Genomic DNA, 15,597 nt, shown 5'->3' on the forward strand with positions numbered 1-15,597 from the left:
ACGGCGGTCACATGGCGAAGCCGCGGGCAGCGGGCGCACGCATGGCGGGGTCAGGAGCCAGCATGCACCACGCCGCCGGCACGACCCGGGACCGGTGGGTCCTCCGTGACGTTCTCGCGGCCCGCCGTCAGGCGCTCATCGCGTCGGCGAGCGTCAGGGTGTGGAGATGGTCCGGCGGCCCCGGCCGGGCGTAGTACCAGCCCTGGGCGGTGTCGCAGCCGAGCAGACCCAGATGCTCCGCCTGGGTGCGGGTCTCCACCCCTTCGACGGTCACGGTGAGGCCGAGCGTGTGCGCGAGGGAGACGATCCCCTCGACGATCTTGAGGTCGACGGGGTCGGCCGGGTGCTGCCGGATGCCCCGGGTGAAGGCCCGGTCGAGCTTGAGGTTGCTGATCGGCAGCCAGCGCAGCGACGACAGGTTGGAGTAGCCGGTGCCGAAGTCGTCGAGCGCTATGTCCACGCCCAGGTCGACCAGCCGGCGCAGCGGCTTGAGGGCGTCCTCGTCGGCGCCGATCAGGGCGCTCTCGGTGACTTCCAGGCACAGGGCGGTGGGATCCAGCCCGGTCTCCTCCAGCACGGCGGCGACCTCGTCGACGAGCCCCGGGTGGTAGAGCTGGCACGGGGACAGGTTGACGTTGACGCGGACCGGAAGGCCGTCGGCACTCCGGCGCTGCCATTCGCGCGCCTGCCGGGCGGACTCCTGCAGCACCCAGCGGCCGAGCGGGACGATCTGCCCGGTGCTCTCCGCCAGCGGTATGAACTGGTCGGGCCCGAGCACGCCGTGCAGCGGGTGGCACCATCTGACCAGGGCCTCCGCGCCCTGGACGCTGCCGTCGGCCAGCCGGATGAGGGGCTGGTACTCGATGAAGAACTCGCCGCGTTCCAGGGCGGTCGGCAGCCGGTTCGTCAGGCCGTGCCGGGTGATCGCGCGGGCGTCGGAGTCCGGGTCGGCGACCTCGTAGCGGTTGCCGCCGGCGGCCTTGGCCCGGTACATCGTGATGTCGGCGCTGCGCAGCACGTCGGCCGCGCCGCGGGTGCCGGTGGGGCCCTCGACGATGCCGATGCTGCCGTGGACGGGCAGTTCACGGCCGTCGAGGCGGACCGTGGTGGACAGGGCGGCCAGGATCCGGTCGGCCAGGTCGGTGACCTCGCCCTGGGTGGCGGGATCGACGATCAGGGCGGCGAACTCGTCGCCGCCGATGCGGGCGACCAGCTGGTCCGGGGCGGTCACACAGGCCTGCAGCCGCTCGGCGACCGCGACCAGCAGCCGGTCCCCGACCGCGTGGCCGAGGCTGTCGTTGACCGCCTTGAAGCCGTCGAGGTCGAGATAGCACAGGCCGAGGCGTTCGGTGCCGGTCCCGGGCGACAGGGCCTGTTCCAGCCGTTCGAAGAACAGCGCCCGGTTCGGGAGTCCGGTGAGGGTGTCGTGGGTCGCCTCGTGGCGCAGCCGCTCGGTCAGCAGCCGGGCCTCGGTGATGTCCTCCATGAGCGCCAGCTGGTACTGCGGGACGCCGGAGGAGTCCCTGAGCAGCGACACGGACAGGTTGGTCCACAGCGCGGTGCCGTCAGGGCGGTAGTACGGCTTGGTGATGCGGTACTCGTCGCGCTCGCCGCGGACCAGTTCCCCGTACAGCCCCCAGACGTCGGCGCCGTCGTCCGGGTGCACGAAGTCGCTGACGTTCCGGTTGCGGACGTGGTGCTCGCCGCCGAACATCTGGGTCAGCGCGCCGTTGAGCTCCAGGATCCGGCCGTCGAGGCCGGCGATCCCGATGCCGACCGCGGCGCCCTCGAAGACCGCGCGGAAGCGGGCCTCGCTGGCCTGGAGCGCGGTCTCGGCCTCCGCGCGGGCGGCGATCGCCGCCCGGGAGATGGCCTCCTGCTCGTAGCGGGTGCGTTCGACCAGCGCGCGGGCGAACCCGGCCGCGATGGCGTGCTGCAGCCGGGCGCAGCGGGACCGGCTCTCGTCGGCCGGCAGTTCCTCCGGCGGGCAGTAGAGCACCAGGTACGCGTCGACCACCCGCAGGATGCTGGGCAGCACCTCGGGGTCGGTGCAGTGCGCGGCGACCAGCGCGGATCCGACCTCGAAGGCCGGGCGCGGGTCGAACGGGGTGGCCCGCAGCGCCTCGTCGAGGCCGCGGGCCAGCGGGAGCAGGTACTCCTCGAACTCGGCGCGCGTCATCGACGTCGCGGTCGCCGGATAGATCGCACGGCTCCAGATGGTGGCGAACCGCCGCAGGCCGTCGGCCCGTGCGTCCAGCCCGGTGTCCCCGGTGGTGGCGTCCTGCCCGGTGCCTCCGGCCAGGTGCAGGCCGGAGGCACCGGTCCCTGCCGGCTGTGAGGTCACGCCTTGAGCCCCACGCCGGCGAAGCCGACGAAGGCCGCGGGGTCCTCTTCGTGACCGGCCGGGGTGTCCGGATGCCAGTCGGGCATCGAGACCAGACCGGGTTCGATGAGTTCGAAGCCCTCGAAGAACGCGGCCACCTCGGAGCGGGTCCGCATGATCAGCGGGGAGCTGGCCTTGCGGTAGACGCCCTGGACGCCGCCGCCCTGCTCGGGCGAGATGGGGCCGCCCTCGGTCGAGGCGTGGGTGAGTACCAGCAGGCTGCCGGGGGCGAGTGCGTCCCGCAGCTCGGCCACCGCGGCGGCCGGGTCGTCCTCGTCGGCCAGGAAGTGGAGGACGGCGACGAGCAGCAGCGCCACCGGCCGGTCGAAGTCGAGCAGTTCGGTGGCCTCGGGGCTGGTCAGGATGTTCTTGGGGGTGCGCAGGTCGGCGGCGGCGATCCGGGCCGTCGGGTTGCCGTCGAGCACCGCCCGGCTGTGCGCCACGGCCACCGGGTCGCTGTCGACGTAGAGCACCCGGGCGCCGGGGCTGGCGGCCTGGGCGACCTCGTGCACGTTGCCGAAGGTGGGTATGCCGGAGCCGATGTCCAGGAACTGGGTGATGCCCTGGTCGACGGCGTAGCGGACCGCCCGGCGCATGAACGCGCGGTTGGCCTGCATGATCTTGGGAAGCCCGGGAAAGATCTCCATGGCCTGGCGGGCGGCCTCGCGGTCCACCTCGAAGTTGTGCGAGCCACCGAGGTAGTAGTCGTAGATACGCGACACACTCGGCACCGACAGGTCAATACCCTGGGGTGCCCAGGCGGGACGCTCCATCACGGTCTCCAGCTCATCAGATGATCTTGGACTGACCAAGATACCGGCCTGCTCTCGAGCCGAGGCTATCGATCACCCGGGCGAAGCGGAATATCATCCGGAAATGGTCCGTCCGTTTTCGGCGAGAACTCCCGGCATATGCACCTGCCAAAACGCGCAGCTGCGGATTCGCGCACATGTGCGGGCCCACCGGCCGACGGCCGGTGGGCCCGCACATGTCAGCTGTCCCGGCAGCGTATGCCGTGACCGGGCTTCAGTGAAAGGTCAGCAGGCGCCTTCGTCCACCCAGACACCCCATTCGCCGGTGGTGCCGGGCTCCTCGTTCTGGGTCCACCACTTGGCCTTCCACTTGTGACCGTTGTGGGAGACCTCATTGGTGTTCACGTATATCGCAGTACTGCTCCACGCCGCTACCGTGCACTGGCCGGGCGGGTTCGTCGGAGGCGTGGTCGGGGGCGTCGTCGGAGGGTTCGTGGGCGGCGTCGCGCCGGCGAACTTCACCGAGAACTTGGCGAATTCCCAGGGGGTCTGCGCAACGCTGCTGCAGACTCCGGAAGTGGTTCCGTTGTCCGGCGGGGTGCACTGACGGTCACGGTTGAGTGACCAGAAGGTGAACCGGCCCATTCCGTGACCGGTCGCGTAGTCCAGCACCGTCTGGAAATCCGCCTGGCGGAAGTACTCGCCGGTGTCGCTGCGGCCGTTCATTCCGGAGAAGCCCTCGTGGGCGTAGGCCGTGGCGGCGTTCCAGCCGAACGTCGTCTGCAGGATCGAGTTGAAGTTGGTGAGTGCGCTGGTCTGCGCCGCCGCCCCGTTGAAGCCGCCGTCGAACGGCATGATCGAGAAATTGTTGGGCGTGAAGCCCTGGGCCTTGGCCTCGTTCAGCATCTGCTTGCCGAACCAGCCGGTGCCGTCGGCGGTGCCGGCCGTGGTCACCGAGACGTAGAGGCCGGGGTTGTTCTGCTGGAGGATCTTCGCGGCGCCGATCTCGTGGGAGATCGCGGTGGCGTTCTCGTACTCCGGCTCCTCGAGGTCGAAGTCGATCGCCTTCAGCTGGTACTTGGTGATGACCTGCTGGTACGCGGCGGCGGTCGCCGCCGAGGTGGAGCAGGCCTGGCCGAGCTTGGTGCCGCCGTAGCCGCCGATCGAGACGGAGACGTCACCGCCCTTGGCGCGGATTCCGCTGATCACCGAGGCGACCGCGGTGTCGGAGGAGACATCGGCGGTGCCGTCCCAGGTCGGGCTGCAGCCGCCGCCGTTGGGGGCGAGGACGAACGCGAGCTGGAACGCCTTGAGCCCGGTGGCGTCCATGATCGCCCCGGCGTCGGGGGGATTGTTGTCGCGGGGCATCAGATACGGCGCCGCCGCGTACCAGTTGTTGCCCAGGGCGGCCGCCGACGTCTCGGCACCGGACGCCTGGCCCGTGCCGAGCGTGGCGGCCGCGGCGAGGCCGGCCGCCGCGAGGGTGGCTGCCGCCACCCCGGAACAGAGTGCTTTGAGGCGCTTCACGTCGTACCTCCTGTGGGGGGAAACGCAGCCAGAATCCAGCTGTGACGCGAACTCGTCAAGGCTTTGGACTAGACCTAGGACTAAACCACTAGAGGCCTGCGACCTGGCGTGCCGTCAGATTCCGAAGACGATCGACGCGTTGTCGTGGCACACGGCGCGCAGCCAGGCGTCTCCGAGGCCGAGTCGTTCGAGCGACTCCAGGCCATGGGCGTAGGAGTACGGGATGTTGGGGAAGTCGCTCCCCCACAGGATCCGGTCGCCGAGGTCCGCGAGCCGCGGAAGCTCCGCTCGTGGCAGCGGGGCGGACTCCTCGGAGAAGTCGGTGAACGCCATCGTCGTGTCCAGCAGGACCCCGGGGTGGCGTTCCGCCAGGTCCAGGAAGGCGGTGTAGTCGGGCATCCCCATGTGCGCGACGACCAGCCGCAGCCGGGGATGCCGGGCCAGCACCCGGGCCATCGGGCCGGGGCCGGTGAACTTGCCGGGCACCGGCCCGGACCCGCAGTGAGTCACCACCGGGATGCCCGCCTCGGCCAGCAGCCCCCAGACCGGCTCCAGCCAGGCGTCGTTGGGGTCGTAGGCCCCCACCTGGACATGCGACTTGAAGACCCGGGCGCCGCCCTCGACGGCCGCGCGCACATAGTCCGCGGCGCCCTCCTCCGGGAAGAAGGTAGCGGTGCTCAGACAGTCCGGCGTCCGGGCGGCGAAGTCCGCCGCCCAGCTGTTCAGCCAGCCGGCCATCCCCGGCTTGTGCGGGTAGACCATCGACGTGAACGCCCGGACGCCGAACCCGCGCAGCACCGCGAGCCGTTCGTCCTCCTGGTGGCGGTAGGTGATGGGCCAGCGGCGGCCGACGAGCGGCCCGGCGGCGTCGAAGTACGCCCACACCTTGTCCAGTACGCGTTCCGGCATGAAGTGCGTGTGCACATCGATCAGCCCCGGCAGCCCCAGCCCGCGCCAGAACGCGGTCACCCGTGCGTCGTCCGCGCCTGTCTCCACCATGCGGGGGCCCTCCGCCCGTTCCGTACGGTCCTGGCCCGTCCGGTCCCAGGGTCCGCCGGGGACATGATCGCAGAGCGGCCCGGGCCGGTGGCGGCCCGCCCGGGGGGAGGCCACCGGCCCGCCACACCGCCGGGTTCAGGCGGGCGTTCCGGCTTCGGCCGCCGACTTCAGGGCGTCGAGCCAGTCGACGAGCGAGGCCGTGAGCCCGGCCCGCATCCCGTCGGGATCGGCCCGGACGGGTTCGCCGTCCCAGGACTCCCGGGTCCGCACCACGACGCCGCCGGCGCCCGGCTCGAACGTCCAGACGTGGATGCCGATGATGCCGTGGGCCGGGCCGCCCCAGGCGATGCGGCCCATCGGGGTGAGCTCGCCGATGGTGGAGGTGATCGTGAGGCCGGCGGTCTGCCACTCGAAGACCCCTCCCACCTCCAGTTCGGTGGTCAGGCGGGCGCTGGTGATGCCGGGGTTCCAGCGCGGCCAGGAGCCGATGTCGGTGTGCAGCCGCCAGATCGTCTCCAGCGGGGCGTCGATGGTGACGGTGAGGTCGGCGATGGCCGGGGCCGCGTGATCGATGTCCATGATGTCCTTCACTTCTTCCGGTTGTTACGGTCAATCGCTTTCGTTACACACTATAACAGTTGCTAAGATGGGTCACGCAACCCCAGGAGAGGTACTTCGCGAGCCGCGACGATCTGCTCAGCGCCCTGATCCGTGACGCCTACGACGATCTGGCGACAGCCATCGAGCAGGCCGTCGCGGCCGGCTCCGAGGCCGCGTCACCGCGCGCCCGGCTGCATGCGCTGGCCGGGTCGTTCCGGGCCTGGGCCGTCGCCGACCCGCACCGCTACCTGCTGATCGCGGGCACCCCGGTGCCCGGCTACACCGCCCCGCCCGACACCCTGCTGCGCGCCCGCGCGGCGCTCGGCCCCTTCATGAAGGTCTTCGTCCAGGGACGGCCGGAACCGGCCATGGAGACGCTGGTGGGCCAGCTGGAGGCCTGGGCCGAGCGGGATCCCGCGGTGGCCGGATGGTTCGCGGAGCACACCGGGCCCTGGGACCCGCCGCCCTCGGCGCCCTCGGCGGCCTCGGCGGCCTCGGCGGCCGGCAGGGGCACGGCTCTCGCCGGCGCCGTGCTCACCTGGTCCCAGCTGCACGGATCGGTCAGTATCGAAGTATCGTCCCAGTTCAGCGGCATGGGCCACAGCCCGTCGACGCTGCTCCTGGCCTCCCTGGACGCCCTGGCCGACGCCTTCGGCCTTCCCCCCGTCCAGGTCGGGTCGCAATTGTGGGTCCGGCGGCGGATCCTGGCCCCATGGGAAACACCTATCGGGGCTGGGCAACAGTGATCGCCGACGGGACCGGAACCGCGGTCGAGGCCGATCTGTACGCGATTCAGGAAAAGGGCCGCCTTTCGGCCTGGCACGGCAGCCTCCACACCGGCGCGGGCCCGAGCCCGTGGGCGGTGCGCGGCAAGACGCTGGACCTGCGGCTGCCTAACGGGCGGCAGGGAGAGTGCGTCATCACCAAGGTATTTCCGGAGACGGGACGTGCCGAGGTGACCGGGAACGGGCCCGTGCCGTTCGGATCGGAGCACGAGAGGTAGTCACCGCGGCCGGCCGCATCGGAGGGGACCCGGCGGGACGGGTCCCCCGCCGGCACTGCCGGAGGAGACCCGTCCGTGATCAGCGGATGCCGACGGCGGCCAGCGCGCGGCGCTGTCCGGGGCTCGGGTGGGCCGGCCAGTAGAGGTAGCAGACGCCGCCGGTCCCACTGCTGACGTTGCCCGAGGCGTTGTAGCGCTTGGTCCGCAGCCAGATCGTCTCGAACTGGGCCCGCCGGTAGACGTTGCGCACCACGTCGTCGCCGGCGCTGGCCGGGTCGTTGGCCACCACGTCGCCCTCCGCGGTGAAGCCGGCGATGCACATCAGGTGGCCGGAGGTGCCGTAGCCGGCGCCGTCCAGCTCGGTGGCGAGGAAGGACTGGGACGTTATCACCGGGATGCCGGCGCGGATCAGCCGTTCGACGTCGTTCAGCGAGTGCAGACGGGTGATGACGCCCTGCAGGTCAGGGTAGGTGGCGGCATAGGCGGCGTTGAACGGCCAGTTGCCGCAGCCCTGGTACTGGTTGTCGTACGTGAAGCGGGCCGCGTGGTCGACCTGCGGATCGGCGAAGGCCGGGTTCACCCACGCGAGGTCGGCCGCCGAGGGCTTGCGGCCCCAGTACTCGATGACCATCTCCGACGAGGTCGGGCTGCACCAGGCCTCGCCGCCGTTGTCGTACTCCGGGTACTGGCCCTTGTGGATGTTCTGCGAGTAGCGCGGCACCGGGAGTTCGATCCCGGCGCCCGCGCCGGGGACCGAGGCCGGGACGGTGAAGCGGTCGGGGATGGTGGAGGCCATCGCGCCCAGCCGCCAGAGCGTCGGGGTGAGCCGGCTGCCGGGCTTGCGGTAAAGGGTCACCCGCAGCCGGTACGAGGCGAGCAGCGGTCCGGCCGCCGCGTCGTCGATGGAGAAGGTGTCGGTCCAGATGCTGCTCCTGCCGTCGGTCTGGTCGTCGACCGAGGTGCGCTTGATGTCACCGTCGCCGGAGGCCCAGCGGCCCATCACGTAGGCGGGGGTGGCGGTGCCGTCGGTGTAGGTGCCGAGCAGCTCGACCTGCAGCCAGGTGCCGGCCGGGGTACGGGCGTTCCACGAGGAGATCAGTTCGCTCGCGGGGTGCCGCAGGGTGTGCACCGGGGAGGTCCAGGTGGCGGAGTCCCAGGTGGAGGTGGTGCCGGTGTGCGGGTCGGTGTAGTCCAGCGAGCCGCTGGGCCGGTCGATGACCAGGCCGGGCCGTACCCCGGGCACCGGGCGGGTGCCGCCGCGTTCGCCGCACCGCCAGTCGGTGTACGAGGTCCAGCCGGTGTAGTCCACCGGCGCGCTGTCGGCCGGGGTGCCGTGGGCGGGGGCGCCCCGGTCCGCGGCCACCGCGTCTCCCGGTCTCCCGGCGGCTCGCGGGGCGGCGGCCGCCCGGGTCGCGGGAGCGGCCGCGGTGGCGGCCACCGCGGCGAGCGCGGCGGCCAGGACGGTGCGCCGCGGAGCGGGTCTGGTCATGGCGGTGTTCCCCTCGCTGTGAACGACGGAGTCGGTCCTGCCGTGTCGGCGGGCACGCGGCGGATGCGCCTTACTATCGCGGCTCCTCCGGCCTTTCTGCCAGGGTTTCCGGCGCGTGCCACCGACCAACATTGGATCAGACCACTGGCGCTATCCCGGCAGGACCACGAGGTCACGGCCCGTCAGGTTCAGCCGCTCGCCGGAGTTCTCGGTGCAGACCGCGATGTCCTCGATGCGGGCGCCGAACCGGCCGGGGAGGTAGATGCCGGGTTCGATGGAGAAGGCCATGCCCGGCTCCAGCGGGCGCTCGCTGCCCGCTACGATGTACGGCTCCTCGTGCGTCTCCAGGCCGATGCCGTGCCCCGTGCGGTGGATGAAGTGCTCGCCGTACCCGGCGCCGGCGATGATGTCGCGGCCGACCGCGTCCAGCGCCTCGGCGGTGATCCCCGGGCGCACCGCCTCGACCTGCGCGTGCTGGGCGCGCTGCAGCACGTCGTACAGCTCCCGGAAGTCGGGGTGCGGCTCGCCGACGGCGTAGGTGCGTGTCGAGTCGGAGCAGTAGCCGTCCTCGGTGGTGCCGCCGATGTCGACCACGACGGGATCGCCGGTCCTGACGACCCGGTCGGAGACCTCGTGGTGCGGGCTCGCGCCGTTGGGTCCCGAGGCGACGATGACGAAGTCCACGGTGACATGGTCCGTCGCGAGGATCGCGTCCGCGATGTCGCGGGCGATCTCGCGTTCGGTGCGGCCGGGCCGCAGCCACTCGCCCATCCTGCGGTGCACCCGGTCGATCGCGGCCCCGGCCCGCCGCAGCGCCGCCACCTCGGCCGGGCTCTTGCGCATCCGCAGCTCCTGCAGCACCTCGCCGGCCAGCACCGCCTCGGCCCGCGGCAGCGCGGCGGTGAAGGCGAGCAGCTTCTCGGCCCACATGTGGTTGTCGACGGCGACCCGGCGGACGCCGGCCGGCAGCCGGCCGGCGATCAGCTCGTAGGCGTTGTCGGTCTCGGCGAAGCCGGTGATGTCGATGCCGAGGCCGCCGACGGGCGAGGCCAGCGCGGCCGGCCGCTCCAGGGCGGGGACGACGAGGAACGCGTCGCCCTCGGTGGGCACCACCAGGCAGGTGAGCCGCTCCAGCGGCAGCGCCTGATAGCCGGTGAGATAGCGCAGATCGGCGCCCGGCGAGATGAGCAGGGCGTCCAGACCCGCGCCGGCGGCGGCCTTGCGGGCGAGTTCGAGGCGCTCGGCCGGATACAGCCCGGCGGAGTCGGCGGCGGAAGCTGAGGAGTCGGTCACGCGTCACACGGTAGACGCCCCTGGTGTCCGGCGGAGGGCGGCCGGCAGGACGCGTCGCGGCCCCGGCCGCGCCGTGCCCGGGGCTCGCTACGCTGGGCCCGATGAACGATCAAGCCGCCCCCGCCCCGAGTGACCCGCTCGCGGAGTTCGCCGCGCATCTGCGGGAGCTGCCGCCGTCGTGCGGCCCGGTCCGGATCGTCGCCGTGGACGGGCACGCCGGCTCCGGCAAGACCACGTACGCCGCCCGGCTCGCCGGCGCGCTCGGCGGGGCGCCCGTCGTCCATCTGGACGATCTGGCCACCCATGACGAACTGTTCGCGTGGACCGGGCGGTTGCGGGAGCAGGTCCTGGAGCCGCTGGCGGCCGGCCGGACCGCCCGGCACGGGGTCTACGACTGGACGCGGCGGCGCTTCGACGGCGTCCGTGCGGTACCCCCGGCACCCGTCGTCCTCCTGGAGGGCGTCGGGAGCGGACGGGCCGCCCTCCGACCGCTGCTGTCGCACCTGCTGTGGCTCGAGGTCTCCCGTGAGACGGCCAGGGACCGCGGACAGCTGCGGGACGGCCCGGAGATGGGCGCGTTCTGGTCCTCCTGGATGCGGGCGCAGGACGCGCACTTCGTGTCCGATCCCTCACAGCCCTTCGCGGACCATCTGGTACTGCTGAGACCAGAGGGATACACGATGCTTCCGGGGCCCGGGAGGCGCTCCCGAACACCATGATCCCTCACGGACGGTGACCGATTACCGCCGGTGCGCTGCCACTTCCCGATGGCCCCCACGGAGCCCTCCGGAGCGGCTTGACCGGGGGGGTGTACAGGAATTACGTTCTCAATAAGCGGTCAGTGCGGGCCGCTCCCATGATCCGAAGCCCCCGGTTGTTCCCCCGTGACCGGGGGCTTCGCTGCGTCCCGGCCCGGTCCAGCGGGCCCGTCGGGCCCTTTTTCCCTCACCCACTGTCACCACCTGGAGTCCGTGCGTCGAACGGCGCGGGCCCGAGGGGACCGCTGCGCCGCTCTACGGCACCGCCGTCATCGCAGGTACGATGCGAACGGGGTGCGGTGGCAGGCGGGGGCAACACTCCCCTGCGCCAACTCCCGTCCCGGTCCTCAGGGTTGGGACGGGGTACGCAGCAAGCCGCGGGGGAACGGTTGGTGGGGACCTGATGGACTTCGGGACAGAGCGCTCGGGCGCCCCCGCCGGCCTCGCCTGGCTGCGCGCCGTGGACGCCTACACCGTCGGGGCGTACGCGCAGGCCGAGGAGGAGTTCCGGGCCGCCGTGCGGCTCGATCCGGGCATGGCGGACGCCTGGCTTGGCCTGCACGCGCTGCGCGCGGACACCTCGACGGCGCTGCTCCAGATGTACCGCCACCGGGACCGCTTCGGCGAGGAGCGAAGGGCGCACCGCCGGTCGATCAACTCCTGGTACTGGCTCGGCTGGTGGGTGCAGCCGGTGCTGGAGTCGGACCGCGATCTGCTGCTCGCGCACGCCTCGCACTGGCTGGACGGCCGGCATGTCGCCGAGCTGGACCGGGCGCTGGCCGAGTGCCCGCCCGTCGACACCGACCGGCAGGTCCGCTTCCTGCACGCCTGCCGGGCCTATCTGGTCAAGGACTGGGAGCAGTTGGTCCGCAACACCGAGCCGCTGCTGGGCGATCCGGTGCTCGGCATCGAGGCGGGTCTGTTCGGCGGGATGGCCCGCGTCCGGCTGGAGCTGTGCGGGCAGGCCGAACCGCTGCTGGCCGCCGCGCTGATGCGCTGCCGCAGCGAGCAGCCGCAGCGCAAGGAGCTGCGGTACTGGCTGGCCCGCGCCTACGAGGGCACCGGCCGCACCGCCGCGGCGCTGCCGCTGTACCGGGCCGTGCACCGGGTGGACCCGGCGTTCATGGACACCGCCGCCCGGCTGGCGGCGATCAACGAGTCCGACGGGCTCGACGAGGGCGCGGGTGCCGGTCTGGCGGCCGTCTCGCTGTCCGGCCTCGGCCAGGCCTCCCCCGATGTGCTGGACGGCCCGGACTCCGCCCTGTTGACCGGTGAGCCGATGGACGGCCGCGGCCCCGGCACCGAACTGGAGGAGCCCGCGCTGACGCTCGGCCCGCCGGACGACGATGTACGGGAGAAGGCCGGGGTGGCGTCCATGGCGCTGCCGCCGCCACTGTCGATGACAGCGCCGGACCCGATGCTGCTCGGCCAGGCGCTCGCCGAACTGGACCGCATGGTCGGCCTGGAGCCGGTGAAGCGGCAGGTGCGGGCGCTGTCGGCGCAGCTGCGGATGGCCCGGCTGCGGGCCGGCCAGGGGCTGCCCGTGCAGCCCCCCAAGCGTCACTTCGTCTTCTCCGGCCCCTCCGGCACCGGCAAGACCACCGTGGCCCGGATACTCGGCCGGGTCTTCTACGCGCTCGGGCTGCTCGGCGGCGATCATCTCGTCGAGGCCCAGCGGTCCGACCTGGTGGGCGAGTTCCTGGGGCAGACCGCGGTCAAGGCCAACGAGCTGATCGATTCCGCGCTCGGCGGGGTGCTCTTCGTGGACGAGGCGTACGCCCTGTCCAACTCCGGCTATTCCAAGGGCGACGCCTACGGCGACGAGGCGCTCCAGGTGCTCCTCAAGCGCGCCGAGGACAACCGCGACCGCCTGGTGGTGATCCTCGCCGGCTACCCGGAGGGCATGGACCGGCTGCTGGCGGTGAACCCCGGGCTCAGCTCCCGCTTCACCACCCGGGTCGACTTCCCCAGCTACCGGCCGCTGGAGCTGACCAGGATCGGCGAGGTCCTCGCCGCGGACAACGGCGACCACTGGGACGAGGAGGCACTGGAGGAACTGCGGGCCATCAGCGCCCATGTCGTCGACCAGGGCTGGATAGACGAACTGGGCAACGGCCGGCTGCTGCGCACCCTGTACGAGAAGAGCTGTGCCTACCGCGATCTGCGGCTGTCGGACTACCCCGGCTCGCCCAACCGCGACGATCTGTCGACGCTGCGGCTCCCCGACCTCATGCAGGCCTACGGCGAGGTGCTGTCGGGACGCGGCCCGGGGGTGCCGCCGGGCGAACCGGCCGAGTAGACCGGTCCGCCACGGCGGCAGGCGACAGGCGTCAGGTCCGTCCGGCGATCGTCGGCAGCTCGCGGTGCGCCGGGTCGCGGACCTCGCCGACCAGCATCTCCAGGACGTCCTCCAGCGCGACCAGGCCGATCGGGCGGCCCTCGGCGTCCGCGACCGCCGCGAGGTGCGACGCCGCGCGCCGCATCTGGGTGAGCGCGTCGTCCAGCGGCAGGTCGGCGCGGAGCGTCGCCATCGGGCGCCAGAGCCGCTGCGGCACCGGGTGGCTGCCGTCCTCGACGTCCAGGACGTCCTTGACGTGCAGATAGCCGAGATAGGCGCCGTCGGGGCCGGCCACCGGGAACCGTGAGTACCCGGTGTGCACCGTGAGTTCCTCGACCTGGCGCGGGGTCACCGACGGATCCACCGTGATCAGCTCGGCGGGGCGCAGCAGCACCTCGATGACCGGGCGGGTGCCCAGCTCCAGGGCGTCCTCCAGGCGTTCCTGCTCGTCGTGGTCGAGCAGCCCGGCCCGCCGGGCGTCCTCGACGAGCACCGTCAGCTCCTCGCTGGTGAAGACGGAGTCGACCTCGTCCTTGGGCTCGACCCGGAACAGCTTCAGGATCAGCCGCGCGCAGCTGCCCAGTACCGTGATCACCGGCCGGAACACCCGGGCGAAGGCCACGAGTCCGGGGCTGAGCCACAGCGCGGTCTTCTCCGGGGCGGCCATCGCCAGGTTCTTCGGCACCATCTCGCCGATCACCAGGTGCAGCGAGACCACCACCGCGAGCGCCATGACGTACCCGACCGCGTGCGCCAGCCCCTCGGGCATCTGCGCGGCCTCGAAGAGCGGTTCCAGCAGATGGGAGATGGTCGGCTCGGCCACCGCGCCCAGGGTGAGCGAGCAGACGGTGATGCCGAACTGGGCCGCCGCCATCATGCGCGGCAGGTTCTCCAGCCCGTGCAGGACGGTACGGGCCCGCCGGTGTTCCGCGGCGAGCGGTTCGATCTGGCTGCGGCGTACCGAGACCAGGGCGAACTCCGCGCCGACGAAGAAGCCGTTGGCGAGCACCAGCAGGACGGCGAAGAGCAGCTGGAGGACGCTCATCGGGCGGCCCCCTGGTCGTCCTGGGTGCCGGCGCCGGTGCCGGTGCGCACGATGCGCACCCGTTCCGCCCGGTGGTGGGAGACCTCCCGGACCCGCAGCTCCCAGTCGGGCAGCACCGCGGTGTCACCGGGTTCGGGGATCCGCGCCAGCAGGTCGGCGACGAGCCCGGCGACCGTCTCGTACGGGCCCTCCGGGGCCTGCAGCCCGATCCGGGCGAGCGTGTCCACCCGGCAGCCGCCGTCGGCGTCCCAGGCCGGCAGGCCGTCCTCGGCCGCGGCCTGCGCCAGTTCCGGCAGGTCCACGGCGTCGTGCTCGTCGCGCACCTCGCCGACGAGTTCCTCGATGATGTCCTCCAGGGTCACGACACCGGCCGTGCCGCCGTACTCGTCGACGACGACGGCGATCGGCTGCTGGCTGCGCAGCAGTTGCAGCAGCTGCCGTCCCGCCAGCGTCTCCGGGACCAGCAGCGGCGAGACCGAGATCCGGCCCACCGGGGTGCGGTCGCGCAGCGGGGCGGCGACGGCGAGGGCGTTCTTGAGGTGGACCATCCCGATGATGTCGTCCAGCCGCTCCCGGTAGACCGGGAAGCGGGACAGGCCGGTGGCCCGGGTGAGGTTGAGGACGTCCGCGGCGGTGGCGGTGTCCTCCAGCGCGCTGACCCGTACCCGTGGCGTCATCACGTTGGCGGCCGTCAGGTCGCCGAGCGACAGGGTACGGACGAACAGGTCGGCGGTGTCCTGCTCCAGGGTGCCGGCCTGCGCCGAGTGCCGGGCGAGGGAGACCAGTTCGCTGGGGGTGCGGGCCGAGGCCAGCTCGTCGGCGGGCTCGACGCCGAGCATCCGCACCAGCCGGTTGGCGATCCGGTTGAGCACTTCGATGACCGGCCGGAAGGCGGTGGAGAACACCCGCTGCGGGCCGGCCACGAACCGGGCCACCTGCAGCGGGCGGGAGACCGCCCAGTTCTTGGGGACGAGCTCGCCGACGACCATCTGGACGGCCGAGGCGAGCATCATGCCGATGACGACGCCGACCCCGGGGGCGGCGCGCTCGGGCAGTCCGGCCGAGGTGAGCGGGCCGGTGAGCAGCTGGGCCAGCGCCGGTTCGGCGAGCATGCCGACCACCAGCGAGGTGATGGTGATGCCGAGCTGGGTGCCGGAGAGCTGGAACGACAGCTTCCGCAGCGCGGCCACCACGCTCCGGGCCCGGCGGTCGCCCTCGGCGGCGGCGCGTTCCGCGGCCGGCCGGTCGACGGTCACGAGACCGAATTCGGCGGCGACGAAGAAGCCGTTGGCGAGGATCAGGACGAATGCCGCACACAGCAGCAACAACGAGGTGCTCATGCCGCCGCTCCGGAAGTTACGGGAACTCCGCTGGAGGGAGGGGCGGCGCAGGTACTACCAGACGATTTGG

At 72.2% G+C, this 15,597-nt stretch carries 13 protein-coding genes; 4 read left to right on the forward strand and 9 right to left on the reverse strand.

Going from position 1 to position 15,597, the window contains the following annotated elements; all coding sequences use genetic code 11:
- Positions 1-127 precede the first annotated feature (127 nt).
- The 5 genes from LNW72_RS08965 to LNW72_RS08985 form a co-directional block, all read right to left on the reverse strand.
- Entirely contained in the window at positions 128-2,257 is a 2,130-nt protein-coding gene (locus LNW72_RS08965) for an EAL domain-containing protein (protein ID WP_250980072.1), read from the reverse strand.
- A gap of 83 nt (positions 2,258-2,340) precedes the next feature.
- Positions 2,341-3,156: an SAM-dependent methyltransferase gene (locus LNW72_RS08970; protein WP_250974923.1), complete on the reverse strand. Its 816-nt coding sequence runs from the start codon at positions 3,154-3,156 to the stop codon at positions 2,341-2,343.
- A 264-nt stretch (positions 3,157-3,420) separates the two neighbouring features.
- Positions 3,421-4,662 carry a carbohydrate-binding protein gene (locus tag LNW72_RS08975; protein ID WP_250974924.1) on the reverse strand — a complete coding sequence of 414 codons (1,242 nt, stop codon included), beginning with the start codon at positions 4,660-4,662 and terminating at the stop codon, positions 3,421-3,423.
- A gap of 114 nt (positions 4,663-4,776) precedes the next feature.
- Positions 4,777-5,661 carry an amidohydrolase family protein gene (locus LNW72_RS08980; protein WP_250974925.1) on the reverse strand — a complete coding sequence of 295 codons (885 nt, stop codon included), beginning with the start codon at positions 5,659-5,661 and terminating at the stop codon, positions 4,777-4,779.
- Between the two features lie 135 nt (positions 5,662-5,796).
- Positions 5,797-6,240, reverse strand: a complete 444-nt coding sequence (locus tag LNW72_RS08985) for an SRPBCC family protein (RefSeq protein WP_250974926.1) — start codon at positions 6,238-6,240, stop codon at positions 5,797-5,799.
- 59 nt (positions 6,241-6,299) lie between these two features.
- Here LNW72_RS08985 and LNW72_RS08990 point away from each other — a divergent pair, with 59 nt between their 5' ends.
- The gene (locus LNW72_RS08990) at positions 6,300-7,007 is read left to right on the forward strand and encodes a TetR-like C-terminal domain-containing protein (RefSeq protein ID WP_250974927.1); all 708 of its coding nucleotides are present in this window, start codon (positions 6,300-6,302) and stop codon (positions 7,005-7,007) included.
- Positions 6,974-7,264, forward strand: coding sequence for a hypothetical protein (locus tag LNW72_RS08995; protein ID WP_250974928.1), 291 nt, complete (start codon positions 6,974-6,976; stop codon positions 7,262-7,264). Before LNW72_RS08990 ends, LNW72_RS08995 begins: the two co-directional genes overlap by 34 nt.
- Positions 7,265-7,343: 79 nt before the next feature.
- Here LNW72_RS08995 and LNW72_RS09000 read toward each other — a convergent pair whose 3' ends face one another.
- Both LNW72_RS09000 and LNW72_RS09005 read right to left on the reverse strand, forming a co-directional pair.
- The gene (locus tag LNW72_RS09000) at positions 7,344-8,753 is read right to left on the reverse strand and encodes a peptidase C39 family protein (RefSeq protein WP_250974929.1); all 1,410 of its coding nucleotides are present in this window, start codon (positions 8,751-8,753) and stop codon (positions 7,344-7,346) included.
- A gap of 150 nt (positions 8,754-8,903) precedes the next feature.
- A complete protein-coding gene (locus LNW72_RS09005) occupies positions 8,904-10,046 on the reverse strand; it encodes a Xaa-Pro peptidase family protein (RefSeq protein ID WP_250974930.1) in 1,143 nt (380 codons plus the stop codon).
- Positions 10,047-10,147: 101 nt separating this feature from the next.
- Between LNW72_RS09005 and LNW72_RS09010 the strand changes: the two genes are divergently transcribed.
- Positions 10,148-10,765 carry a hypothetical protein gene (locus LNW72_RS09010; protein WP_250974931.1) on the forward strand — a complete coding sequence of 206 codons (618 nt, stop codon included), beginning with the start codon at positions 10,148-10,150 and terminating at the stop codon, positions 10,763-10,765.
- 442 nt (positions 10,766-11,207) lie between these two features.
- Positions 11,208-13,103, forward strand: coding sequence for an AAA family ATPase (locus tag LNW72_RS09015; RefSeq protein ID WP_138353031.1), 1,896 nt, complete (start codon positions 11,208-11,210; stop codon positions 13,101-13,103).
- Positions 13,104-13,134: 31 nt separating this feature from the next.
- Here the strand turns inward: LNW72_RS09015 and LNW72_RS09020 are convergent, their stop codons facing one another.
- Together LNW72_RS09020 and LNW72_RS09025 are read right to left on the reverse strand one after the other, a co-directional pair.
- The gene (locus tag LNW72_RS09020) at positions 13,135-14,187 is read right to left on the reverse strand and encodes a hemolysin family protein (RefSeq protein WP_250974932.1); all 1,053 of its coding nucleotides are present in this window, start codon (positions 14,185-14,187) and stop codon (positions 13,135-13,137) included.
- On the reverse strand, positions 14,184-15,527 hold the full coding sequence (locus LNW72_RS09025; RefSeq protein ID WP_250974933.1) for a hemolysin family protein: 1,344 nt from the start codon (positions 15,525-15,527) through the stop codon (positions 14,184-14,186). Before LNW72_RS09025 ends, LNW72_RS09020 begins: the two co-directional genes overlap by 4 nt.
- Positions 15,528-15,597: the final 70 nt, after the last annotated feature.

The sequence above is a fragment of the Streptomyces sp. RKAG293 genome, assembly GCF_023701745.1.
Taxonomy (GTDB): Bacteria; Actinomycetota; Actinomycetes; order Streptomycetales; family Streptomycetaceae; genus Actinacidiphila.

Excerpts from the sequence above, each read along its gene's own strand:
- LNW72_RS09015 (WP_138353031.1), top strand. The coding sequence starts at position 11,208 with ATGGACTTCGGGACAGAGCGCTCGGGCGCCCCCGCCGGCCTCGCCTGG.
- LNW72_RS09010 (WP_250974931.1), top strand. The coding sequence starts at position 10,148 with ATGAACGATCAAGCCGCCCCCGCCCCGAGTGACCCGCTCGCGGAGTTC.
- LNW72_RS09000 (WP_250974929.1), bottom strand. The coding sequence starts at position 8,753 with ATGACCAGACCCGCTCCGCGGCGCACCGTCCTGGCCGCCGCGCTCGCC.
- LNW72_RS08980 (WP_250974925.1), bottom strand. The coding sequence starts at position 5,661 with ATGGTGGAGACAGGCGCGGACGACGCACGGGTGACCGCGTTCTGGCGC.
- LNW72_RS08995 (WP_250974928.1), top strand. The coding sequence starts at position 6,974 with ATGGGAAACACCTATCGGGGCTGGGCAACAGTGATCGCCGACGGGACC.
- LNW72_RS08985 (WP_250974926.1), bottom strand. The coding sequence starts at position 6,240 with ATGGACATCGATCACGCGGCCCCGGCCATCGCCGACCTCACCGTCACC.
- LNW72_RS09025 (WP_250974933.1), bottom strand. The coding sequence starts at position 15,527 with ATGAGCACCTCGTTGTTGCTGCTGTGTGCGGCATTCGTCCTGATCCTC.
- LNW72_RS09020 (WP_250974932.1), bottom strand. The coding sequence starts at position 14,187 with ATGAGCGTCCTCCAGCTGCTCTTCGCCGTCCTGCTGGTGCTCGCCAAC.
- LNW72_RS08970 (WP_250974923.1), bottom strand. The coding sequence starts at position 3,156 with ATGGAGCGTCCCGCCTGGGCACCCCAGGGTATTGACCTGTCGGTGCCG.